The sequence below is a fragment of the Pseudomonas sp. S1_E05 genome (assembly GCF_056337105.1).
The window spans coordinates 4128023-4147173 of sequence record NZ_JBFRHM010000001.1 but is presented as its reverse complement, the minus strand read 5'-3'; the positions used below and the strand labels follow the sequence as shown (position 1 = coordinate 4147173).

16 protein-coding genes are annotated in these 19151 nt (G+C 60.2%); 11 read left to right on the top strand and 5 right to left on the bottom strand.

Annotation, left to right across the window (positions count from 1 at the left end):
* Positions 1-19: 19 nt before the first annotated feature.
* Positions 20-607, bottom strand: a complete 588-nt coding sequence (locus AB4N33_RS19135) for an LOG family protein (protein ID WP_476458017.1) — start codon at positions 605-607, stop codon at positions 20-22.
* A 343-nt stretch (positions 608-950) separates the two neighbouring features.
* On the opposite strand from AB4N33_RS19135, the gene azu reads away from it, so the two are divergent.
* Positions 951-1397 (top strand): azurin, encoded by a 447-nt coding sequence (gene azu / locus AB4N33_RS19130; protein ID WP_460118563.1) that lies wholly within the window; start codon positions 951-953, stop codon positions 1395-1397.
* Positions 1398-1472: 75 nt separating this feature from the next.
* On the opposite strand, the gene nadE is transcribed toward azu, so the two are convergent.
* The 3 genes from nadE to AB4N33_RS19115 form a co-directional block, all read right to left on the bottom strand.
* Complete coding sequence (gene nadE, locus AB4N33_RS19125) at positions 1473-2300, bottom strand: ammonia-dependent NAD(+) synthetase (RefSeq protein WP_476458016.1); 828 nt, start codon at positions 2298-2300, stop codon at positions 1473-1475.
* Between the two features lie 4 nt (positions 2301-2304).
* Entirely contained in the window at positions 2305-3531 is a 1227-nt protein-coding gene (pncB, locus tag AB4N33_RS19120) for a nicotinate phosphoribosyltransferase (RefSeq protein WP_476458015.1), read from the bottom strand.
* 204 nt (positions 3532-3735) lie between these two features.
* A complete protein-coding gene (locus tag AB4N33_RS19115; protein ID WP_460118557.1) occupies positions 3736-4635 on the bottom strand; it encodes a LysR family transcriptional regulator in 900 nt (299 codons plus the stop codon).
* Positions 4636-4810: 175 nt separating this feature from the next.
* Between AB4N33_RS19115 and amaB the strand changes: the two genes are divergently transcribed.
* The 8 genes from amaB to AB4N33_RS19075 all read left to right on the top strand — a co-directional run bounded on the left by amaB (position 4811) and on the right by AB4N33_RS19075 (position 14729).
* Positions 4811-6301, top strand: a complete 1491-nt coding sequence (gene amaB, locus AB4N33_RS19110; RefSeq protein ID WP_476458014.1) for an L-piperidine-6-carboxylate dehydrogenase — start codon at positions 4811-4813, stop codon at positions 6299-6301.
* Positions 6302-6389: 88 nt separating this feature from the next.
* The gene (gene amaA, locus AB4N33_RS19105; protein ID WP_460118553.1) at positions 6390-7673 is read left to right on the top strand and encodes an L-pipecolate oxidase; all 1284 of its coding nucleotides are present in this window, start codon (positions 6390-6392) and stop codon (positions 7671-7673) included.
* 364 nt (positions 7674-8037) lie between these two features.
* Positions 8038-9171 (top strand): ABC transporter substrate-binding protein, encoded by a 1134-nt coding sequence (locus tag AB4N33_RS19100; RefSeq protein ID WP_460118551.1) that lies wholly within the window; start codon positions 8038-8040, stop codon positions 9169-9171.
* A 162-nt stretch (positions 9172-9333) separates the two neighbouring features.
* The gene (locus tag AB4N33_RS19095; RefSeq protein WP_460118549.1) at positions 9334-10248 is read left to right on the top strand and encodes an ABC transporter permease subunit; all 915 of its coding nucleotides are present in this window, start codon (positions 9334-9336) and stop codon (positions 10246-10248) included.
* A gap of 3 nt (positions 10249-10251) precedes the next feature.
* A complete protein-coding gene (gene livM / locus AB4N33_RS19090) occupies positions 10252-11535 on the top strand; it encodes a high-affinity branched-chain amino acid ABC transporter permease LivM (protein WP_460118547.1) in 1284 nt (427 codons plus the stop codon).
* Entirely contained in the window at positions 11532-12404 is an 873-nt protein-coding gene (locus AB4N33_RS19085; protein ID WP_460118545.1) for an ATP-binding cassette domain-containing protein, read from the top strand. The genes livM and AB4N33_RS19085 overlap by 4 nt, the downstream gene beginning before the upstream one ends.
* Positions 12401-13120, top strand: coding sequence for an ABC transporter ATP-binding protein (locus tag AB4N33_RS19080; RefSeq protein WP_460118543.1), 720 nt, complete (start codon positions 12401-12403; stop codon positions 13118-13120). Before AB4N33_RS19085 ends, AB4N33_RS19080 begins: the two co-directional genes overlap by 4 nt.
* Before the next feature lie 838 nt (positions 13121-13958).
* Positions 13959-14729, top strand: coding sequence for an SDR family oxidoreductase (locus tag AB4N33_RS19075; RefSeq protein WP_476458013.1), 771 nt, complete (start codon positions 13959-13961; stop codon positions 14727-14729).
* Positions 14730-14848: 119 nt separating this feature from the next.
* Here AB4N33_RS19075 and AB4N33_RS19070 read toward each other — a convergent pair whose 3' ends face one another.
* Positions 14849-15982, bottom strand: a complete 1134-nt coding sequence (locus tag AB4N33_RS19070) for an AGE family epimerase/isomerase (protein WP_476458012.1) — start codon at positions 15980-15982, stop codon at positions 14849-14851.
* A 287-nt stretch (positions 15983-16269) separates the two neighbouring features.
* Here AB4N33_RS19070 and ycaC point away from each other — a divergent pair, with 287 nt between their 5' ends.
* Together ycaC and AB4N33_RS19060 are read left to right on the top strand one after the other, a co-directional pair.
* Positions 16270-16899, top strand: a complete 630-nt coding sequence (gene ycaC / locus AB4N33_RS19065) for an isochorismate family cysteine hydrolase YcaC (RefSeq protein WP_460118535.1) — start codon at positions 16270-16272, stop codon at positions 16897-16899.
* Positions 16900-17179: 280 nt separating this feature from the next.
* Positions 17180-19021 (top strand): amidohydrolase, encoded by a 1842-nt coding sequence (locus tag AB4N33_RS19060; protein WP_460126831.1) that lies wholly within the window; start codon positions 17180-17182, stop codon positions 19019-19021.
* Positions 19022-19151 lie beyond the last annotated feature (130 nt).

Sequence of the window (19151 nt, the reverse complement as noted above, 5' to 3'; positions counted from 1 at the left end):
CTCCTACAGAAGGTTAGGATCAACCGGGTGTCTGCTCCGTCCACTTCGGCGCAATGGTCGGCTGCCAGGCGTCCAGGGCGTCGATCAGCGTTTGTGGCGATTCGCTCACTTGCAGCATGTCGCGGTGTGCCCCGCGAACGAAGCCTTCGCCGACGATGTGATCGAGAAACCCGGTCAGCTTGCTGTAGAAGCCGTTCACCTCAAGCAATCCCAACGGTTTGCCGTGATAACCGAGTTGGCCCCAGGTCCAGACTTCGAACAGTTCTTCCAGGGTGCCCAGGCCCCCTGGCAGCGCGATGAATGCGTCGCTGAGCTCGGCCATCCGCGCCTTGCGCGCGTGCATGCCGTCGACGACTTCCAGGCGAGTCAGTCCGCCGTGGCCGATTTCCTTGTCCTTGAGGCTCTGCGGAATGATGCCGATGACTTCACCGCCTGCCGCCAGTGCGGCGTCGGCGACAATGCCCATCAACCCCACGGCGCCGCCGCCATAGACCAGGGTCAACTTGCGTTCGGCCAACGCGCGGCCAAGCGCTACGGCTGCCTCACGATAAGCCGGGTTGGTGCCGGTGCTGGCACCGCAAAATACACAAACGGATGTTAAAGACATGCCTTACTCCATGCTCAGGATGGGCACAGAGTAAAGGCAGCGTCGCTGCGTTCCAAGGTCTAGACTTCGCGCCGGGACGTTTCACAGGTACCACTGGCGCCGCAGGCGTAAGCGGCGAGCAAGCTGCACAAAAAACTGTTGATGGACATGACAGGCACTCCGGTTGAAGGTCGATGGCCTAATGATAGGGTCGCCCCGGACGTCTGACTGGTAGATTGTCTCGATAGGGGTCATAGCCCGAAAGTTGTATACAAGTTATGACGTAGGTCATAGGAACTTGCCGGATTTTCAGGCAGTCTTCTGTCCATTAGAAATTTCGTTAACCATGCCTTGGAGATTCACCATGTTTGCCAAACTTGTTGCGGTATCCCTGTTGACGCTGGCCAGCAGCCAATTGATGGCTGCCGAGTGCAAGACCACCATCGACTCCACTGACCAAATGTCCTTCAGCACCAAGGCCATTGAAATCGATAAAAGCTGCAAGACCTTCACCGTGGAACTGACCCACTCCGGCAGCTTGCCGAAGAACGTAATGGGCCATAACTGGGTGCTGAGCAAGGAAGCCGACATGCAGCCGATCGCCACCGACGGCCTGGGTGCCGGCATCGACAAGAACTACATCAAAGAGGGTGACGCCCGCGTCATCGCCCACACCAAAATCATTGGTGCCAAGGAAACCGACTCGGTGACCTTCGACGTATCGAAACTCGATGCTGCCGAGAAATACGGCTTCTTCTGCTCGTTCCCAGGCCACATCTCGATGATGAAAGGCACTGTGACCCTGAAGTAAATCCGCGTCATCGTCGCCTGTTCTGGTCAATGAAAAAGCCCGCTGAATCAGCGGGCTTTTTCATTCACTCACGCCTCAAGGCGCAAACGGCATCACCCGCTTGTGATGCGTCTTGTTGTACGTATCGCAAATAATCCTGAACGCTTCATCCCGCACCGGCTCACCGTGCAGGAACGCGTCGATTTCGGCATAGGTCACGCCATGGGAGGCTTCGTCCGGCTTGCCCGGTGCGAGGTCTTCAAGGTCCGCCGTCGGGACTTTCTCAACCAGCGACTCCGGCGCACCAAAGCTGCGGGCGATGGCTCGTACCTGGTTTTTCACCAGGCCGCTCAACGGTGCAAGGTCGCAGGCGCCGTCACCGAACTTGGTGAAGAAACCCATCACCGCTTCGGCTGCATGGTCGGTGCCGATCACCAGGCCCTGCGTGGCGCCGGCGATGGTGTACTGGGCGATCATGCGCATCCGTGCCTTGGTGTTACCCAGGACGAAGTCCACCGAAGCCGCCGGCTTGCCTTCGAAAGCTTTCACTTCGGACGCCAACGCCTTGACCGCCGGGCCGATGTCCACGGTGTGACGTTCGTCTGGCTGGATGGCTTCCAGCGACGCCTGGGCATCGTGCTCATCGAACTGCTTGCCGTAAGGCAGGCGCACGGCGATGAACTTGTAACGCTCATCGCCCGTGCGCTCGCGCAGCTCACGTATGGCGCGCTGGGCCATCAGGCCGGCGGTCAGCGAATCGACGCCGCCGCTGATGCCGAGCACCAGGGTCTTGAGCCCGGAGTTGACCAGGCAATCCTGGATGAACGTGATACGCCGGGCGACCTCTGCCTCGAGGGCAGCCTTGTCGGCGAATGGCGGTTGAACCTTGAGCTGCTCAGCAATCTCACGCTGTACGGCTTGCATGAATTCACTCCTTGCTTGGTGTGCTGGAAGGGTCGGCAGGTACTTTGAATACGTGTCGCAAGTAGGCGACGAAATTAGGGTCTTTGCAGTGAGTCTTGCCGGGCTCGTCGGAGATCTTCGCCACCGGCTGGCCGTTACAGGCGGCCATTTTAAGCACGATGCTCATCGGTTCAACACCCGGAATATCGCACGTCAGATGGGTGCCGATGCCAAAGCTGACATTGATCCGACCACGCAGGGCACGGAATATCTCCAGCGATTTGGGCAGCGTCAGACTGTCGGAAAACGTCAGCGTCTTGCTCATGGGGTCGATGCCGAGCTTCTGGTAGTGCGCGATCGCCTTTTCTGCCCAGATGACCGGGTCGCCGGAGTCATGACGCAAACCGTCGAAGAGCTTGGCGAAGTACAGGTCGAAATCGTTGAGGAAGGCGTCCATCGTGATGCAATCGGTCAGGGCAATCCCCAGCAGGCCACGGTATTCACGAACCCAGCAATCGAGGGCGGCACTCTGGCTGTCGATCAGGCGCGGGCCTAGCTGCTGGTGCGCCATGATCCATTCGTGGGCCATGGTGCCTAACGGTTTCATGTCCAGCTCCCGGGACAGATGCACGTTACTGGTGCCGACAAACCGACCAGGAAAATCGTGCTTGAGCACATTCACGACTTCTTCCTGCACACGGTAGGAAAAACGCCGGCGGGTGCCGAAATCGGCGACTTGCAACTCAGACAGTTCGTCGCTGCTGGCGTTGGCGGTCAGCCAGTCGAACTTGCGATACAGCTGCTCGCGGGCCTGCTCCAGCTTGATATCCCGGTAGCGATAGCGGTTGCGCACTTCGCTGACGATGGACAACAGCGGCACTTCAAACAGAATCACATGCAACCACGGCCCACGCAGGCGGATGAACAACTCACTGTTCTCTATGCCGGTATGAACGTAGCGCAGGTTGAAGCGGAACAAGCCAAGAAAACGCAGGAAGTCCGGTTTCATGAAGCTGATGCGCTCCATGAAGCCCAACTGATCGGCGCTCAGGCTCAGCTCGGCCAGGCGCTCGATCTGAAAGCGGATCTCCGCCAGGTAAGGGCGTAAATCTTCGCTGTTGCGGCAACGAAACTCCCATTCGACTTCCACGTTCGGGTAGTTATGCAGCACCGCCTGCATCATCGTCAGCTTGTAGAAGTCGGTGTCGAGCAGGTTCTGCACGATGCGATCGGCAAATACGCTCTCGCTCATAACGGGGTTCTCCACTTTGAATGGCGATAGTGGCGCATATTGGTGCCGCTCATGACCAGCGATTTTTTAGTGGATTCGATCCACTGTAGGAGCGGGCTTGCCCGCGATAGCGGTACATCAGTCGACATTCAGGGTGACTGGCACAGCGCATTCGCGAGCAAGTCGAATCGTCGCACCGCCGCTCCCATCAAAAGCAATGTCGCGTTAATTCGGGGTGTCGATCTGCTCCAGCATCCACTGCACGAAATCCCGCACCTTGGGCACTTCCGCCGAGTGTTCCGGGTAGGCCAGGTAGTAGGCGTCGGCGCTGGGCATCGCATGTTGCCAGGGGATGACCAGCTTGCCGTCGGCCAGTTCCTCTTCCACCAGAAACCGGGGCAACAGCGCTACGCCGCAGCCCACCTGAGCGGCGCGGATGCACATGTAGAAGGTTTCGAAACGCGGGCCGTGGTAACTGTGTTCGGTGTGGTAGCCCTGGCTGTCGAACCAGTCGTGCCAAGCCTGGGGGCGGGATGCATTTTGCAGCAGGACCAGGTCTGTGAGTTGCGTCGGATCAGTAAAGGGCTTCGCCGGCAGGCTGGCCGGCGAGCAAACGGGCACCAGTTCTTCGCCGAACAGCTTCAGGCATTCGCTGCGGGGGCGGGAGCCCTGGCCGAAGTAGAACGCCAGGTCGCTGCGACCTTGCAGCAGGTCGTCGGCTTCCTGTTCGCTGCACAGGTCCAGGTGGATCGACGGATGACGCAGGCGCCAGCCTTTCAGGCGCGGCACCAGCCAGCGGGCGCCGAAGGTCGGCGGGGTGGAGACGCGCAGTACCTCGGTCTCACCGCCGTAGGAACGCAGGTAATGCGTCGACATTTCGACCTGAGTGAGGATTTTTCGGACCTCAACCAGGTACAAGTCGCCGGCCGGAGTCATCTGCAGGCGACGGCGCACGCGACGGAACAAAAGGTGTTGCAGCAATTCTTCCAGTTGCGCGACCTGTTTGCTCACCGCGCTCTGGGTCAGGTTCAGCTCTTCGGCTGCCCGTGTGAAGCTCAAATGCCGGGTCACGGCCTCGAAACACTGCAGGGCGGTGATCGACGGCAAGTAACGTTTATTCAGCATGTGGGGTGTCCTTTTTCCGGATTCTTTCTGGCCAGCAATTCGCAGCATGAATAAACGGAATGATATCTCTCTTAAAGGTCGTTTGTTGGGTAACCTGCGGCAGGCTAAAACTACAGGTCTGATCAGTCGGCGTAATCGGCTGGACGTTTTCTGTTTTTTGCTTGAGGAGTGACCCATGGTTGCCGCATTGCTTGATCGTCTTGGTGTAAACCCGGCCCTGTACCAGAACGGCAAAGTGCCGGTGCATTCGCCGATCGATGGCAGCCGGATCGGTGCCGTGAACTGGGAAGGTGCCGCCGAAGTCGAGCAGCACATCAGTCGTGCAGATCATGCGTTCGAGTTGTGGCGCAAGGTGCCGGCCCCGCGCCGTGGCGAACTGGTGCGTCAATTCGGCGAAGTCTTGCGTGAATACAAGGCCGACCTCGGTGAGCTGGTCTCCTGGGAAGCCGGCAAGATCACCCAGGAAGGTTTGGGTGAAGTCCAGGAAATGATCGACATCTGCGACTTCGCCGTCGGGCTGTCCCGCCAGTTGTACGGTTTGACCATCGCGTCCGAGCGTCCTGGCCACCACATGCGTGAAACCTGGCATCCGCTGGGCGTCGTCGGCGTGATCAGCGCGTTCAACTTCCCGGTCGCCGTCTGGGCCTGGAACACCACGCTGGCGCTGGTCTGCGGCAACCCGGTGATCTGGAAGCCGTCGGAGAAAACCCCGCTCACCGCTTTGGCTTGCCAGGCGCTGTTCGAGCGCGTGCTGAAAAATTTCAGCGATGCCCCGCCACACCTCAGCCAGGTTGTCATCGGTGGCCGCGATGCCGGCGAAGCGCTGGTCGATGATCCGCGCGTCGCGCTGGTCAGCGCCACCGGCAGCACCCGCATGGGCCGTGAAGTGGCGCCTAAAATTGCCGCTCGCTTTGCCCGCAGCATCCTTGAATTGGGCGGCAACAATGCGATGATCCTTGGCCCAAGCGCTGACCTGGACATGGCCGTACGCGCCATTCTGTTCAGCGCCGTTGGTACCGCTGGCCAGCGTTGCACCACCCTGCGTCGCCTGATTGCCCATGAATCGGTGAAGGAAGAAATCGTCACCCGCCTCAAAGCCGCCTATGCCAAGGTGCGCATCGGCCATCCGCTGGAAGGCAACCTGATCGGTCCGCTGATTGACAAGCAGAGCTTTGACAACATGCAGGATGCGCTGGAACAGGCCCTGAGCGAGGGCGGTCGTGTATTCGGCGGCAAGCGCCAATTGGAAGATAAATTCCCGAACGCCTATTACGTGGAGCCGGCCATCGTCGAAATGCCGGAGCAGAGCGACGTGGTCCGCCACGAAACCTTCGCCCCGATCCTCTACGTGATCGGCTACAACGATTTTGACGAGGCGCTGCGTCTGAACAATTCGGTGCCACAAGGCCTGTCCTCGTGCGTGTTCACCACGGACGTGCGTGAAGCCGAGAAATTCATGTCGGCAGTCGGCAGCGACTGCGGCATCGCCAACGTCAACATCGGCCCGAGCGGCGCGGAAATCGGCGGTGCATTCGGTGGCGAAAAAGAAACCGGCGGTGGCCGCGAATCCGGCTCCGACGCCTGGCGCGCCTATATGCGCCGCCAGACCAACACCGTGAACTATTCGCTCGAGCTGCCGTTGGCGCAGGGCATTACGTTTGATTGAGCAGCTTTGAGCTACGAGCTACAAGCTGCAAGCCAAATTGCTTGTAGCTTTTAGCTTGCCGCTTGCAGCTGCTCCGCCAGGAGCCAACATGCCGTTACGCGAAGAATGTCTGTGGGAAAAACTGACGCCGCAAAGGCCCGACCATGCGGCGCTCAAGGGCGAAGTAACGGTTGATGTGTGTGTCATCGGCGCCGGTTTCACCGGTTTGTCGGCGGCGGTGCATTTGCTGGAACAAGGCAAGACCGTCTGTGTGCTCGAAGCCCACCGTACCGGTCATGGCGGTTCGGGGCGCAATGTCGGGCTGGTCAATGCCGGCATGTGGATCCCGCCGGATGACATCGAAGCCGGGTTTGGCGAAGCGGTCGGCAGTCAGCTCAATCGCATGCTGGGCGCGGCGCCGGCGCTGGTGTTCAGTCTGGTGGACAAATACAACATCGATTGCCAGTTGCGCCGCGAAGGCACGTTGCACATGGCGCACAACGCGCGTGGCGAGGCGGACCTGCGCAGTCGTGAACAACAATGGAAACGCCGTGGCGCGCCCATCGAACTGTTGACCGGTTCGGCCTGCGAGCAAGCCACGGGCACCAAAAAGATCGCCGCAGCGCTGCTCGATCGGCGCGCGGGTACGATTAACCCGATGGCCTACGCCACCGGGCTGGCCAATGCCGCCGTAAAGCTGGGTGGCCAACTTTTCGATCACTCACCCGTCACGCGCCTGGAGCGCCAAGGCCAGCGCTGGTCGGTGCAGACCGAGCAGGGGGCGGTGCTGGCTGAACAGGTGGTCATCGCCTCCAACGCTTACACCGAAGGCGACTGGACCGAGTTGCGACGCAATTTTTTCCCCGGTTATTACTATCAGGTGGCTTCCGTGCCGCTAAGCGGCGAGGCGGCGGACCGCATTCTTCCTGGCGGTCAGGGATCCTGGGACACCCGTCAGGTACTCAGCAGCGTCCGTCGGGACAAAGAAGGTCGACTATTGCTCGGCAGCCTGGGCAACGGTAATCAGAAACCGACGTGGTTTCTCAAAGCCTGGGCCGATCGGGTGCAGCAGCATTACTTCCCGTATCTCAAATCGGTGGAGTGGGAGTGCACCTGGACCGGGCGCATCGCGTTTACCCCCGATCACCTGATGCGCCTGTTCGAGCCGGCCCCGGGGCTGGTGGCCGTCACCGGTTACAACGGGCGCGGTGTGACCACGGGCACGGTGGTCGGTAAGGCGTTTGCGGACTATCTGTGTAACGGAAATCCTCAGGCCCTGCCGATTCCATTCGCACCCATGCAGCCTGTGGCCGGGGTGGGGCTGCGCAGTTGTCTCTACGAAGCCGGCTTTTCGCTGTATCACGCGGGCCAGTGCCTGCGCATCGTGATTTGATAGAAGAAATTTGTTGCCCGAAGCGGCGCTTTTCGGTGTTGCGACTAGCCTGTAATGGTGCGGGTTGTAGCAGTCCCCGCACCAGCAGTGTGCAGTTCGGTGACGCGGGTTGTTACAGGCTGGTTGCACGCCGTTTGGTGTCGCGGTTGCAATGATGGCGCAGGCAGGTTGCGCCTTAAAAAATAATTGGTTTTACCTTCCGCGGTTTAGACGGTTGCACGCCCAATGAAAATGGGACCGAAACAGTCATAAAAACAATAACGCAGCGACTTTTTTCAGAATAAAAAACCGATGGCACGGCCCTTGCTCTGAGCAATCAGTGAAGTTGCAGTGCCAAATCAAAAAAACCTTGGAGCACCACCTCATGTCCCAGACGTTTTACAAGAAAGGCTTTCTGGCCCTCGCAGTGGCTACTGCGTTGGGCGTTTCTGCGTTTGCTCAGGCTGACATCAAGATCGGCGTAGCGGGTCCAATGACGGGCGCCAACGCGGCATTTGGCGAACAGTACATGAAGGGTGCACAAGCGGCGGCCGATGCGGTCAATGCTGCAGGCGGCGTGAACGGGGAAAAAATCGTACTGGTCAAGGGCGATGACGCCTGCGAACCGAAACAGGCTGTGACGGTCGCCAAGGACCTGACCAACCAGAAAGTCGCAGGTGTGGTTGGCCACTTCTGCTCCTCGTCGACCATCCCGGCCTCCGAGATCTACGACGAAGCGGGCATCATCGCCATCACCCCAGGCTCCACCAACCCGCAGGTGACCGAGCGCGGCCTCAGCGCCATGTTCCGTATGTGCGGGCGTGACGACCAGCAAGGCATCGTCGCCGGCGACTACATCGTCGACGTGCTCAAGGGCAAGAAAGTCGTCGTGCTGCACGACAAGGACACCTACGGCCAAGGCCTGGCAGATGCCACCAAGGCACAGCTGGAAAAACGTGGCGTGAAGCCGGTGCTGTACGAAGGCCTGACCCGTGGTGAGAAAGATTTCAGCGCCGTGGTCACCAAAATCCGTGCCGCCGGTGCCGACGTGGTCTACTTCGGTGGCCTGCACCCGGAAGCCGGTCCACTGGTCAAGCAACTGCGTACCGAAGGCCTGAAAGACGTGAAGTTCATGTCTGACGACGGCATCGTGACCGACGAATTGGTGACCACCGCCGGCGGCCCGCAATACGTGGACGGCGTGCTGATGACCTTCGGTGCCGACCCTCGCCTGCTGCCAGACAGCAAGACGGTGGTAGACGCCTTCCGCAAAGCCGGCACCGAGCCAGAAGGCTACACCCTGTACGCCTACGCCTCGGTCCAGACCCTGGCTGCAGCCTTCAACGGCGCCAAGTCCAACAAGGGCGAGGACGCGGCTGCATGGCTGAAGAAAAACCCGGTCAAGACCGTCATGGGCGAAAAAGCCTGGGACAGCAAGGGTGACCTGAAAGTGTCCGACTACGTGGTTTACCAGTGGGACAAGGACGGCAAATACCACCAGCTGGAAAAACAGAAGTGACATGACTGCCCGGCGCCCCGTGCGCCGGGCAATCCTTGAACATGTCCGTGCAGTACCTGACTTTTCTTGTAGAGCTGCACACAACCGCGTTGCGTCGGCGGCTGAACCCCGGTCCGTCGCAGGTGGCTTCTGTGCAGTCTCTCAAATGCGTGAGATTGCGTTATGGATGGTATTTTCCTGCAGCAACTGGTCAACGGCCTGACCCTCGGGTCGGTCTATGGCCTGATCGCCATCGGCTACACAATGGTCTATGGCATCATTGGCATGATCAACTTCGCCCACGGCGAGGTTTATATGATTTCCGCTTACCTCGCGGCAATCAGTCTGGCACTGCTGGCTTACTTCGGTATTGAATCCTTCCCTCTGTTGATGCTGGGCACACTGGTCTTCACCATTGTCGTCACCGGGGTGTATGGCTGGGTCATCGAACGCATCGCCTACAAACCCCTGCGCAACTCCACTCGGCTGGCACCGTTGATCAGCGCCATCGGTATTTCGCTGATCCTGCAAAACTATGCCCAGATCAGCCAGGGCGCTCGCCAGCAGGGTGTTCCGACACTGCTGACTGGTGCATGGCGGATCGACATCGGTACTGGCTTCGTCCAGCTCACCTACACCAAGATCTTCATCCTGGTCGCGGCATTCGCCGGCATGGCGTTGCTCACCTACATCATCAAGTACACCAAGCTCGGCCGCATGTGCCGCGCCACCCAGCAAGACCGCAAAATGGCCTCGATCCTGGGGATCAACACCGACCGGGTGATTTCCTACGTGTTCATCATCGGTGCAGCGATGGCGGCCCTGGCCGGCGTGCTGATCACCATGAACTACGGCACGTTCGACTTCTACGCAGGCTTCGTCATTGGCATCAAGGCGTTTACCGCAGCGGTACTCGGCGGCATCGGCTCACTGCCTGGGGCCATGCTCGGCGGGATTATCCTCGGGATTTCCGAGTCGCTGTTCTCGGGTCTCGTCAACTCGGACTACAAAGACGTCTTCAGCTTCTCGCTGCTGGTCCTCGTTCTGGTCTTTCGGCCTCAAGGCCTGCTCGGCCGTCCTCTTGTGTCGAAGGTGTAAGTCATGTCTTCAACCACTAAAAAAACCATTGATCTCAAGAAAAGTCTGGTTGATGCGATTCTCTCCGGCCTCGTTGCCCTGATCGTGTTCGGGCCGATCGTCGGCGTCGTACTCGATGGCTATGGCTTCAATCTGGAAGCCACGCGAGTGGCCTGGATCATCGCCGTTGTCATGGCCGGTCGTTTTGCCCTCAGCACCTTCCTGCAAACTCGCAGGGGCCTGAAAATTCTCGAGGGTTTTGAAAGCTCCGGCTCCGGGGTACACGTACTGCCACCTGACTACAAATCACGCCTGCGCTGGATCATCCCGTTGATGATCGTCATCGCCGTGGTGTTTCCGTTCTTCTCCAACTCCTACCTGCTGGGCGTGGTCATCCTCGGGTTGATCTACGTGTTGCTGGGCCTGGGCCTGAACATCGTGGTGGGCCTGGCCGGCCTGCTCGACCTCGGTTACGTGGCGTTCTACGCCATCGGTGCCTATGGCCTGGCGCTGGGTTATCAATACCTGGGGCTGGGGTTCTGGACCGTGCTGCCGCTGGCGGCGATCACGGCTGGCCTGGCGGGCTGCATCTTGGGTTTTCCGGTGTTGCGCCTGCACGGCGACTACCTGGCAATCGTGACCCTGGGCTTCGGTGAAATCATTCGCCTGGTGCTCAACAACTGGCTGTCGCTGACCGGCGGGCCAAACGGCATGCCAGCGCCACTGCCAACGTTCTTCGGCCTTGAGTTCGGCAAGCGGGCGAAAGATGGCGGGGTGCCGTTCCACGAGTTCTTCGGCATCGCCTACAACCCGGACGTGAAGTACTACTTCATCTACGCCGTGCTGTTCCTGGTCGTACTCGCCGTGCTGTACATCAAGCACCGCCTGACCCGCATGCCGGTCGGCCGCGCCTGGGAAGCCCTGCGGGAAGATGAAATCGCCTGCCGTTCCATGGGGCTGAACCACGTGCTGGTCAAACTCTCGGCGTTCACCATCGGTGCTTCGACCGCCGGTTTGGCTGGGGTGTTCTTCGCCACCTATCAAGGCTTCGTCAACCCGACGTCCTTCACCTTCTTTGAGTCAGCCCTGATCCTCGCCATCGTGGTACTCGGCGGCATGGGCTCGACCATCGGTGTGGTCATCGCGGCTTTCGTACTGACCGTGGCCCCGGAGCTGCTGCGTGGTTTCGCTGAATACCGCGTGCTGTTGTTCGGCATCCTGATGGTGGTGATGATGATCTGGCGACCGCGCGGCCTGATTAGGATCAGCCGTACCGGTGTGACGCCACGCAAGGGGGTAGCGCCATGAGCGAAGTCGTACTTTCAGTTGAAAAATTGATGATGCACTTTGGCGGCATCAAGGCGTTGAACGACGTCAGCCTCAACGTGCATCGCAACTCGATCTTCGCCCTGATCGGCCCCAACGGCGCCGGCAAGACCACCGTGTTCAACTGCCTGACCGGCTTCTACAAGGCCTCCGGCGGCAAGATCGAACTCAACGTGCGGGGTGAGCGCACCAACGTCATCCAGTTGCTGGGCGAATCATTCAAACCGACTGATTTCGTGTCGCCGAAATCCTTCGCCAGCCGCATGTACTACAAAATGTTCGGCGGCACCCACCTGGTGAACCGCGCCGGCCTGGCCCGTACCTTCCAGAACATTCGCCTGTTCAAGGAAATGTCGGTGCTGGAAAACCTGCTGGTGGCGCAACACATGTGGGTCAACCGCAGCCTGCTCGCGGGCATCCTCAACACCAAGGGCTACCGCAAGGCCGAAAGCGATGCGCTGGACCACGCTTTCTACTGGCTGGAAGTGGTGGACCTGGTGGACTGCGCTAACCGCCTGGCGGGTGAGTTGTCCTATGGCCAGCAACGCCGCCTGGAAATCGCCCGTGCGATGTGCACTCGGCCGCAGATCATCTGCCTCGATGAACCGGCTGCCGGCCTCAACCCTCAGGAAACCGAAGCGCTGAGCGCGATGATCCGTCTGCTGCGTGACGAGCACGATCTGACCGTGGTGCTGATCGAACACGACATGGGCATGGTTATGAGCATTTCCGACCACATCGTGGTGCTGGACCACGGCATTGTCATCGCCGAGGGCGGCCCCGACGCTATCCGCAACGACCCGAAAGTGATTGCCGCTTACCTGGGCGCTGATGAAGAGGAGCTCGTATGACTAACGGCGCCATCCTCGAACTCAAGGAGCTGGACGTGTTTTACGGGCCAATCCAGGCCCTGAAGAAAGTCTCGCTGCACATCAACGAAGGGGAAACCGTCAGCCTGATCGGCTCAAACGGCGCCGGCAAGTCGACGCTGCTGATGTCGATCTTTGGCCAGCCGCGTGCGGCGGGTGGGCAAATTCTCTACCAGGGCGTGGACATTACCCACAAGTCATCGCACTACATTGCCTCCAACGGCATCGCGCAATCGCCGGAAGGCCGGCGTGTATTCCCCGATATGACTGTCGAGGAAAACCTGCTGATGGGCACCATTCCCATTGGTGACAAGTACGCCAAGGAAGACATGCAGCGCATGTTCGAGCTGTTTCCGCGTCTTGAAGAGCGGCGCACTCAGCGGGCCATGACGATGTCGGGTGGTGAGCAACAGATGCTCGCCATCGCCCGCGCGCTGATGAGTCGGCCGAAACTGCTGTTGCTCGATGAGCCAAGCCTGGGCCTGGCGCCTATCGTGGTGAAACAGATCTTTGCCACCCTGCGCGAACTGGCCAAGACCGGCATGACCATCTTTCTTGTCGAGCAGAACGCGAACCATGCCCTGCGCCTGTCTGACCGGGCCTATGTGATGGTGAACGGCGAGATCCGCATGAGCGGCACTGGCAAGGAACTGCTGGTGAACGAGGACGTGCGCAACGCCTACCTTGGCGGGCATTGATCTCGGCGGCAACACCCAAGCCCCGGCGCGCAAAGCGCCGGGGCTTTTTCATGGCTATCCCCAACCCCTGTAGGAGCGAGCATGCTCGCGATGGTCGTCAACGATAACGTTGGGTATCTGGTTCCCCGCGGTGCCTGGGCCACCATCGCGAGCATGCTCGCTCCTACAGGATGGGGGAGCAAAAGGTCAATTGTGGAAAACAAATTCCAGAAGCTCCGAAAGCGCGACATAAAGCCGCTGTAAACAGTTGTTTCGCCAAGCTTTTGAGTTGTCCCCGTTTGCTGTGGAACTGGCTGTGAATAACATGGGAGTAGCCGGCTGAACGCCTTGTAAATCGTGGCTTGCAGCGTGGCGGTTGTTTTTTGATCAGGTGGTTTTGGCCTGCGTCAGGCCTGCAATGTCAACCTTTTTATTGGACGCGTCTGGCGCACAAAAACGCAAGATACCGCCTGTGGATAACTCTGTGGTTAAACTCTGGAAAGACTCACCCGAGGGCCGTCGTTACTGGCTTGGCGCCATCGCCGATTGAGTCGGTAGATCGTGCAAATTGCCCAGGTCTGCACAGTGAGTATTACGGGGTCAAGCAAAAAACTTTGTAATCTGCCCGCAAAGCCTTATGCACAGCGGCTTGCAGCGTGATGACTTGCCCCCGGAAACTGTGGAGCGGCTTGTGGATAACATGCGGGTATCTGGCTGCAGGCCACGGCTGGCGAGGCGTGCGGCGTATTGATCGTTTTTTGTGCAATGCTACCGGTTGCCGGTGCGTGCCAAGGCGGGCATGCTGGCTGCTGAACTTCCATTCCAAGGGTTGCACGGCAGCCCAAGCAAGGAGAACACGATGTCCAACACCCTGTTTATTACCGGCGCGACGTCCGGTTTTGGTGAAGCCTGCGCCCGTCGTTTCGCCGAGGCTGGCTGGAAACTGGTGCTGACGGGGCGTCGTGAAGAGCGTCTGAATGCCCTGTGCGCCGAGCTATCGAAGCAGACCGAAGTCCATGGCCTGGTGCTCGATGTCCGTGATCGCAAGGCCATGGAAGAAGCCATTGCCAATCTGCCGCCGTCCTTCGCCAAGCTGCGCGGGCTGATCAATAACGCTGGCCTGGCCCTGGGCGCGGACCCGGCGCCGAAGTGCAGCCTGGATGATTGGGACACCATGGTCGACACCAACATCAAGGGCCTGATGTACGCCACCCGCCTGCTGTTGCCGCGCCTGATCGCCCATGGCCGTGGCGCCGGTATCGTCAACCTTGGCTCGGTTGCCGGCAACTACCCGTACCCAGGCAGCCATGTGTATGGCGGCACCAAGGCGTTCGTCGGGCAGTTCTCGCTGAGCCTGCGTTGCGACTTGCAAGGCACGGGCGTGCGGGTCAGCAACATTGAACCCGGTCTGTGCGAAAGCGAGTTCTCGCTGGTGCGTTTCGCCGGTGACCAGGAGCGTTACAACGCGACTTACGCCGGTGCCGAGCCGATCCAGCCCCAGGACATTGCCGAGACGATTTTCTGGGTGCTCAACGCTCCGGCGCACATCAACATCAACACCCTTGAGTTGATGCCGGTGAGCCAGAGCTGGGCGGGGTTTGCGATTGATCGTTCGGGTGGAAAGGCTTAAACCGCGTCGCGGCCAATCGCGGGCAAGCCCGCTCCTACAGGGTCCGGTGTGACACACAAAGGGTGTGAACAACGAAAATCACTGTAGGAGCGGGCTTGCCCGCGATAGCGGTCTAACCGTCAGCCGAGATACTCAACCAACCCGCCATAACAGGTCGCCAGGTGATACGGCGTGGTCGACGGCATGTCACGGCGGCTGACTTCACCATTCACCGCACGGCACTCATGCCATCCGCCGGCATGCAGGAAGCGACGCTGCAATGTCTGTAATTGGCGCAGCACATTGGCTTCGCTGTCCGGCCGCAGGGTCAGTGCGCGCAGGTATTCCGCCTGGGCCCAGATACGCTGGGTCGCATCGCGTGGCAGGCCATCATGTTCCAGCACCAGTGTGGCCTTGACCGCCCCTGTCTTCTGGTCGACCCCCAATCGTTCGGTGAACCTGAAAGCACGCTTGATTGAGCCGTGCAGGGCCGAGTCACGCAATAACGGCGAGGATTCCAACAGGAAATACCACTCGAACTGATGCCCGGGTTCGAACCAGTTATCCACAGCGCCCAGCGGTTTCTCCATCAGCACGCCGTGTTCCGGGTCAATGAAATGTTGCTGCATGGCTGTGCACAAGCCGATGAGGGCCGCCTGCACCGCGTCATCCTTGCGTACCGACAAGGTCGCGAGCAGGGCTTCGGCCAAATGCATGAGTGGATTTTGCAGGGGGCCGCTGCTACGCGACGACCAGTCGCGCTCAAGGCTGGCTTCGTAAAGGCCGTCGCCCGTGGCGAATCGCTCGGCCACCACTTGCAGCGAGGCATTGAGCACCGATTCCACCAGCGGTTCGCGAACCTTGCCCCAGTAATGGGCGCAGGCAAAGACGATGAACGCGTGGGTGTAGAGGTCCTTGCTTTGATCCAGCGGGGCGCCTTGTGGATCGATGCTATAGAACCAGCCGCCGTGTTCGGCATCGTGAAAGTGATGCTGCAGCGAACGGAACAACGCGGCGGCGCGAGCCTGGGCGCCGGGCACCTGGCCGATCAGGCTGGAAAACAAGTACAGCTGCCGTGCACAGGCCATGGCCCGGTAGCGCTGGGGCGGCAGTGGCTGGTGCGCGGCATCCAGGGCCTCGTAGGGCAACGCCATCTCGGCATTCCAGCCCGGCCCCTGCCAGAGCGGCACGATCACGTTCAGAAAATGCGCTTGCACCGTGGCAAACAGGGCAGTCAGTTCAGGCTGGGAAGCGGAGCGGGAAACAGGCGGCATTGGCTGGCGTCACGGCAGGGTTGATGGCGCGACATGTTAGCAGGCCTTGGGTATGTGGTGTCTGTCAGGGCGCTATAGCTGGCAAGCCAGCGCTTACATGGGGTCGCGCGGCAACGGTAGGAGCGAGCTTGCTCGCGATAGGGGCGCCCCGCATCCATCGTTCCTGAAATAGAACGCTAAAGCCAATTTTCGCTATCTACCGCTCAAAAGGTGATGGTTTTAATCTTCTCCCATCAACGCGAAACACACCCACTACTGAAAATCAAAACACCTTAGGAGCAACAGCCATGACTAAATTCAAATACAACCGCCTGAACAAAGACGACGCTGCCGTGCTGCTGGTTGACCATCAGGCAGGCCTGCTGTCCCTGGTTCGCGACATCGATCCTGACGCCTTCAAGAACAACGTCCTGGCCCTGGCTGACCTGGCCAAATTCTTCAACCTGCCGACCATCCTCACCACCAGCTTCGAGCAAGGCCCCAACGGTCCGCTGGTTCCTGAGCTCAAGGCGTTGTTTCCGGATGCTCCGTACATCGCCCGCCCTGGCCAGATCAACGCCTGGGATAACGAAGACTTCGTCAAGGCGGTGAAGGCCACTGGCAAGAAACAGCTGATCATCGCCGGCGTGGTCACCGAAGTCTGCGTAGCCTTCCCGGCCCTGGCTGCCCTGGAAGAAGAGTTCGATGTGTTCGTGGTCACCGACGCCTCCGGCACGTTCAACCAGATGACCCGCGACGCCGCCCACGACCGCATGAGCCAAGCGGGTGCGCAACTGATGACCTGGTTCGGCGTGGCCTGCGAGCTGCACCGCGACTGGCGCAACGACATTGAGGGCCTGGCCGCGCTGTGCTCCAACCACATCCCGGACTACCGTAACCTGATGACCAGCTACAACGCCTTCAACACCGCTAAGTAAGCCAACCGCGCCCAAGGCAACGGCTATCGTTGTCTTGGGCGCCGCTTCGTTCACCGCACATCCATCCAATTCCGGCCGGGCAATCCCCGGCATGCTACGCAGTCGTGCCCACCGCTGCCGCATCCAGATGGAGAACATCATGACCCAAGACTCCAACGACAAAAGCCGCCGACAGTTCCTGGCCAACAGCACCATCCTCGGTGCCGCCGGCGCGCTTTGGTCGGCGTTGCCATTTTCTGGCTCCACCGGTTCTGCCTACGCTTCCAGCCAAGGTGGCTCCATGAGCGCCGACCTGATTCTGTTCAACGGCAAATTGCACACCGTCGACCGCGAGAAACCCCTGGCCACCGCTGTCGCCATCAAGGACGGCCGCTTCATTGCCGTGGGCAACGACGGCGAAGCCATGGCCCACAAGACCTCGGCCACCCGGATCATCGACCTCAAGGGTCGTACCGTCATCCCCGGCTTGAACGACTCCCACCTGCACTTGATTCGTGGCGGTTTGAACTACAACCTGGAACTGCGCTGGGAAGGGGTGCCCTCGGTGGCTGATGCCTTGCGCCTGCTTAAAGATCAGGCGGCCCGCACGCCGACGCCACAGTGGGTGCGCGTGGTGGGTGGCTGGAACGAATTCCAGTTCGCCGAAAAACGCATGCCCACCCTGGAGGAAATCAACCAGGCCGCGCCTGATACTCCTGTGTTCCTGCTGCACCTTTACGATCGTGCGCTGCTCAACCGCGCCGCGCTGAAGGCCGTGGGTTACACCAAGGACACGCCGAACCCACCGGGCGGCGAGATCCAGCGCAACAAGTTCGGCGAGCCCACAGGCCTGCTGATTGCGCGCCCCAATGCGATGATCCTGTATGCCACGTTGGCCAAGGGGCCGAAGCTGCCGCTGGAATATCAGGTCAACTCGACCCGCCAGTTCATGCGCGAGCTCAACCGCCTTGGCCTGACCAGCGCCATCGATGCCGGCGGCGGCTACCAGAACTACCCGGACGACTATCAGGTGATCCAGGAATTGGCCGACAAGGGCCAGTTGACCGTGCGCATCGCCTACAACCTGTTTACCCAGAAGCCCAAGGAAGAGCTCGCGGACTTCAAGAACTGGACGTCCAGGGTCAAGCCCGGCGATGGCACCGACTTCCTGCGCCACAACGGTGCCGGCGAGATGCTGGTGTTCTCGGCGGCCGACTTCGAAGACTTCCTCGAGCCGCGCCCGGACCTGCCGCAGACCATGGAGCAGGAACTCGAACCGGTGGTGCGCCACCTGGTCGAGCAACGCTGGCCGTTCCGACTGCACGCGACCTACGACGAATCGATCTCGCGCATGCTCGACGTGTTCGAGAAGGTCAATCGCGACATTCCGTTCAATGGCCTGCCGTGGTTCTTCGATCACGCCGAAACCATCAGCGCGAAAAACATCGAGCGCGTGCGCGCGTTGGGCGGCGGTATCGCCATCCAGGACCGCATGGCATTCCAGGGCGAATACTTCGTCGACCGTTACGGTGCGAAGGCTGCCGAGAAGACGCCGCCGATCCAGCGCATGCTTGCCGAAGGTATTCCGGTCGGTGCCGGCACTGACGCCACTCGGGTCTCGAGCTACAACCCGTGGACTTCGCTGTACTGGCTGGTCAGCGGCAAGACCGTCGGCGGGATGGCGTTGTACCCGGAAGGCCTGAGTCGCGAAACCGCGCTGCAACTGTTTACCCATGGCAGCGCCTGGTTCTCCAGTGAACAGGGGAAAAAGGGGCAGATCAAGGTCGGCCAACTGGCGGACCTGGCCGCGTTGTCGCTGGACTTCTTCAGTGTCGATGAAGAGGCGATCAAAGGCATCGAGTCGGTGCTGACCGTCGTCGACGGCAAGGTGGTGTACGGTGCGGCGGAATTCAGCAACCTCGGCCCTGGCCAGGTGCCGGTGTTGCCTGAATGGTCGCCGGTGGCCAAGGTGCCAGGGCACTGGCGCGCCGGTGCGCCCTCGTTGGCGGCGGTGGCGCACCAGTGTGTCGGGCCTTGCGGGGTGCATGCGCACAGCCATGAGCGGGCGCGGCATTCGAGTGTGCCGGTCAATGATTACCAAGGGTTCTGGGGAGCCTTGGGTTGTTCGTGTTTCGCTTTCTGATGTGAATGGGGGAACCGTGAGGGTTCCCCTTTTTTTGTGTTGTCTGGTCGGGCCTCATCGCGGGCAAGCCCGCTCCCACAGTGGTGCGATGTACGCAGTTCCATTGTGGGAGCCTGCTCGCGATGGGTTA

Coding starts and splice junctions, on each gene's coding strand:
- AB4N33_RS19135 (WP_476458017.1), bottom strand. CDS start 607: ATGTCTTTAACATCCGTTTGTGTATTTTGCGGTGCCAGCACCGGCACC.
- azu (WP_460118563.1), top strand. CDS start 951: ATGTTTGCCAAACTTGTTGCGGTATCCCTGTTGACGCTGGCCAGCAGC.
- nadE (WP_476458016.1), bottom strand. CDS start 2,300: ATGCAAGCCGTACAGCGTGAGATTGCTGAGCAGCTCAAGGTTCAACCG.
- pncB (WP_476458015.1), bottom strand. CDS start 3,531: ATGAGCGAGAGCGTATTTGCCGATCGCATCGTGCAGAACCTGCTCGAC.
- AB4N33_RS19115 (WP_460118557.1), bottom strand. CDS start 4,635: ATGCTGAATAAACGTTACTTGCCGTCGATCACCGCCCTGCAGTGTTTC.
- amaB (WP_476458014.1), top strand. CDS start 4,811: ATGGTTGCCGCATTGCTTGATCGTCTTGGTGTAAACCCGGCCCTGTAC.
- amaA (WP_460118553.1), top strand. CDS start 6,390: ATGCCGTTACGCGAAGAATGTCTGTGGGAAAAACTGACGCCGCAAAGG.
- AB4N33_RS19100 (WP_460118551.1), top strand. CDS start 8,038: ATGTCCCAGACGTTTTACAAGAAAGGCTTTCTGGCCCTCGCAGTGGCT.
- AB4N33_RS19095 (WP_460118549.1), top strand. CDS start 9,334: ATGGATGGTATTTTCCTGCAGCAACTGGTCAACGGCCTGACCCTCGGG.
- livM (WP_460118547.1), top strand. CDS start 10,252: ATGTCTTCAACCACTAAAAAAACCATTGATCTCAAGAAAAGTCTGGTT.
- AB4N33_RS19085 (WP_460118545.1), top strand. CDS start 11,532: ATGAGCGAAGTCGTACTTTCAGTTGAAAAATTGATGATGCACTTTGGC.
- AB4N33_RS19080 (WP_460118543.1), top strand. CDS start 12,401: ATGACTAACGGCGCCATCCTCGAACTCAAGGAGCTGGACGTGTTTTAC.
- AB4N33_RS19075 (WP_476458013.1), top strand. CDS start 13,959: ATGTCCAACACCCTGTTTATTACCGGCGCGACGTCCGGTTTTGGTGAA.
- AB4N33_RS19070 (WP_476458012.1), bottom strand. CDS start 15,982: ATGCCGCCTGTTTCCCGCTCCGCTTCCCAGCCTGAACTGACTGCCCTG.
- ycaC (WP_460118535.1), top strand. CDS start 16,270: ATGACTAAATTCAAATACAACCGCCTGAACAAAGACGACGCTGCCGTG.
- AB4N33_RS19060 (WP_460126831.1), top strand. CDS start 17,180: ATGAGCGCCGACCTGATTCTGTTCAACGGCAAATTGCACACCGTCGAC.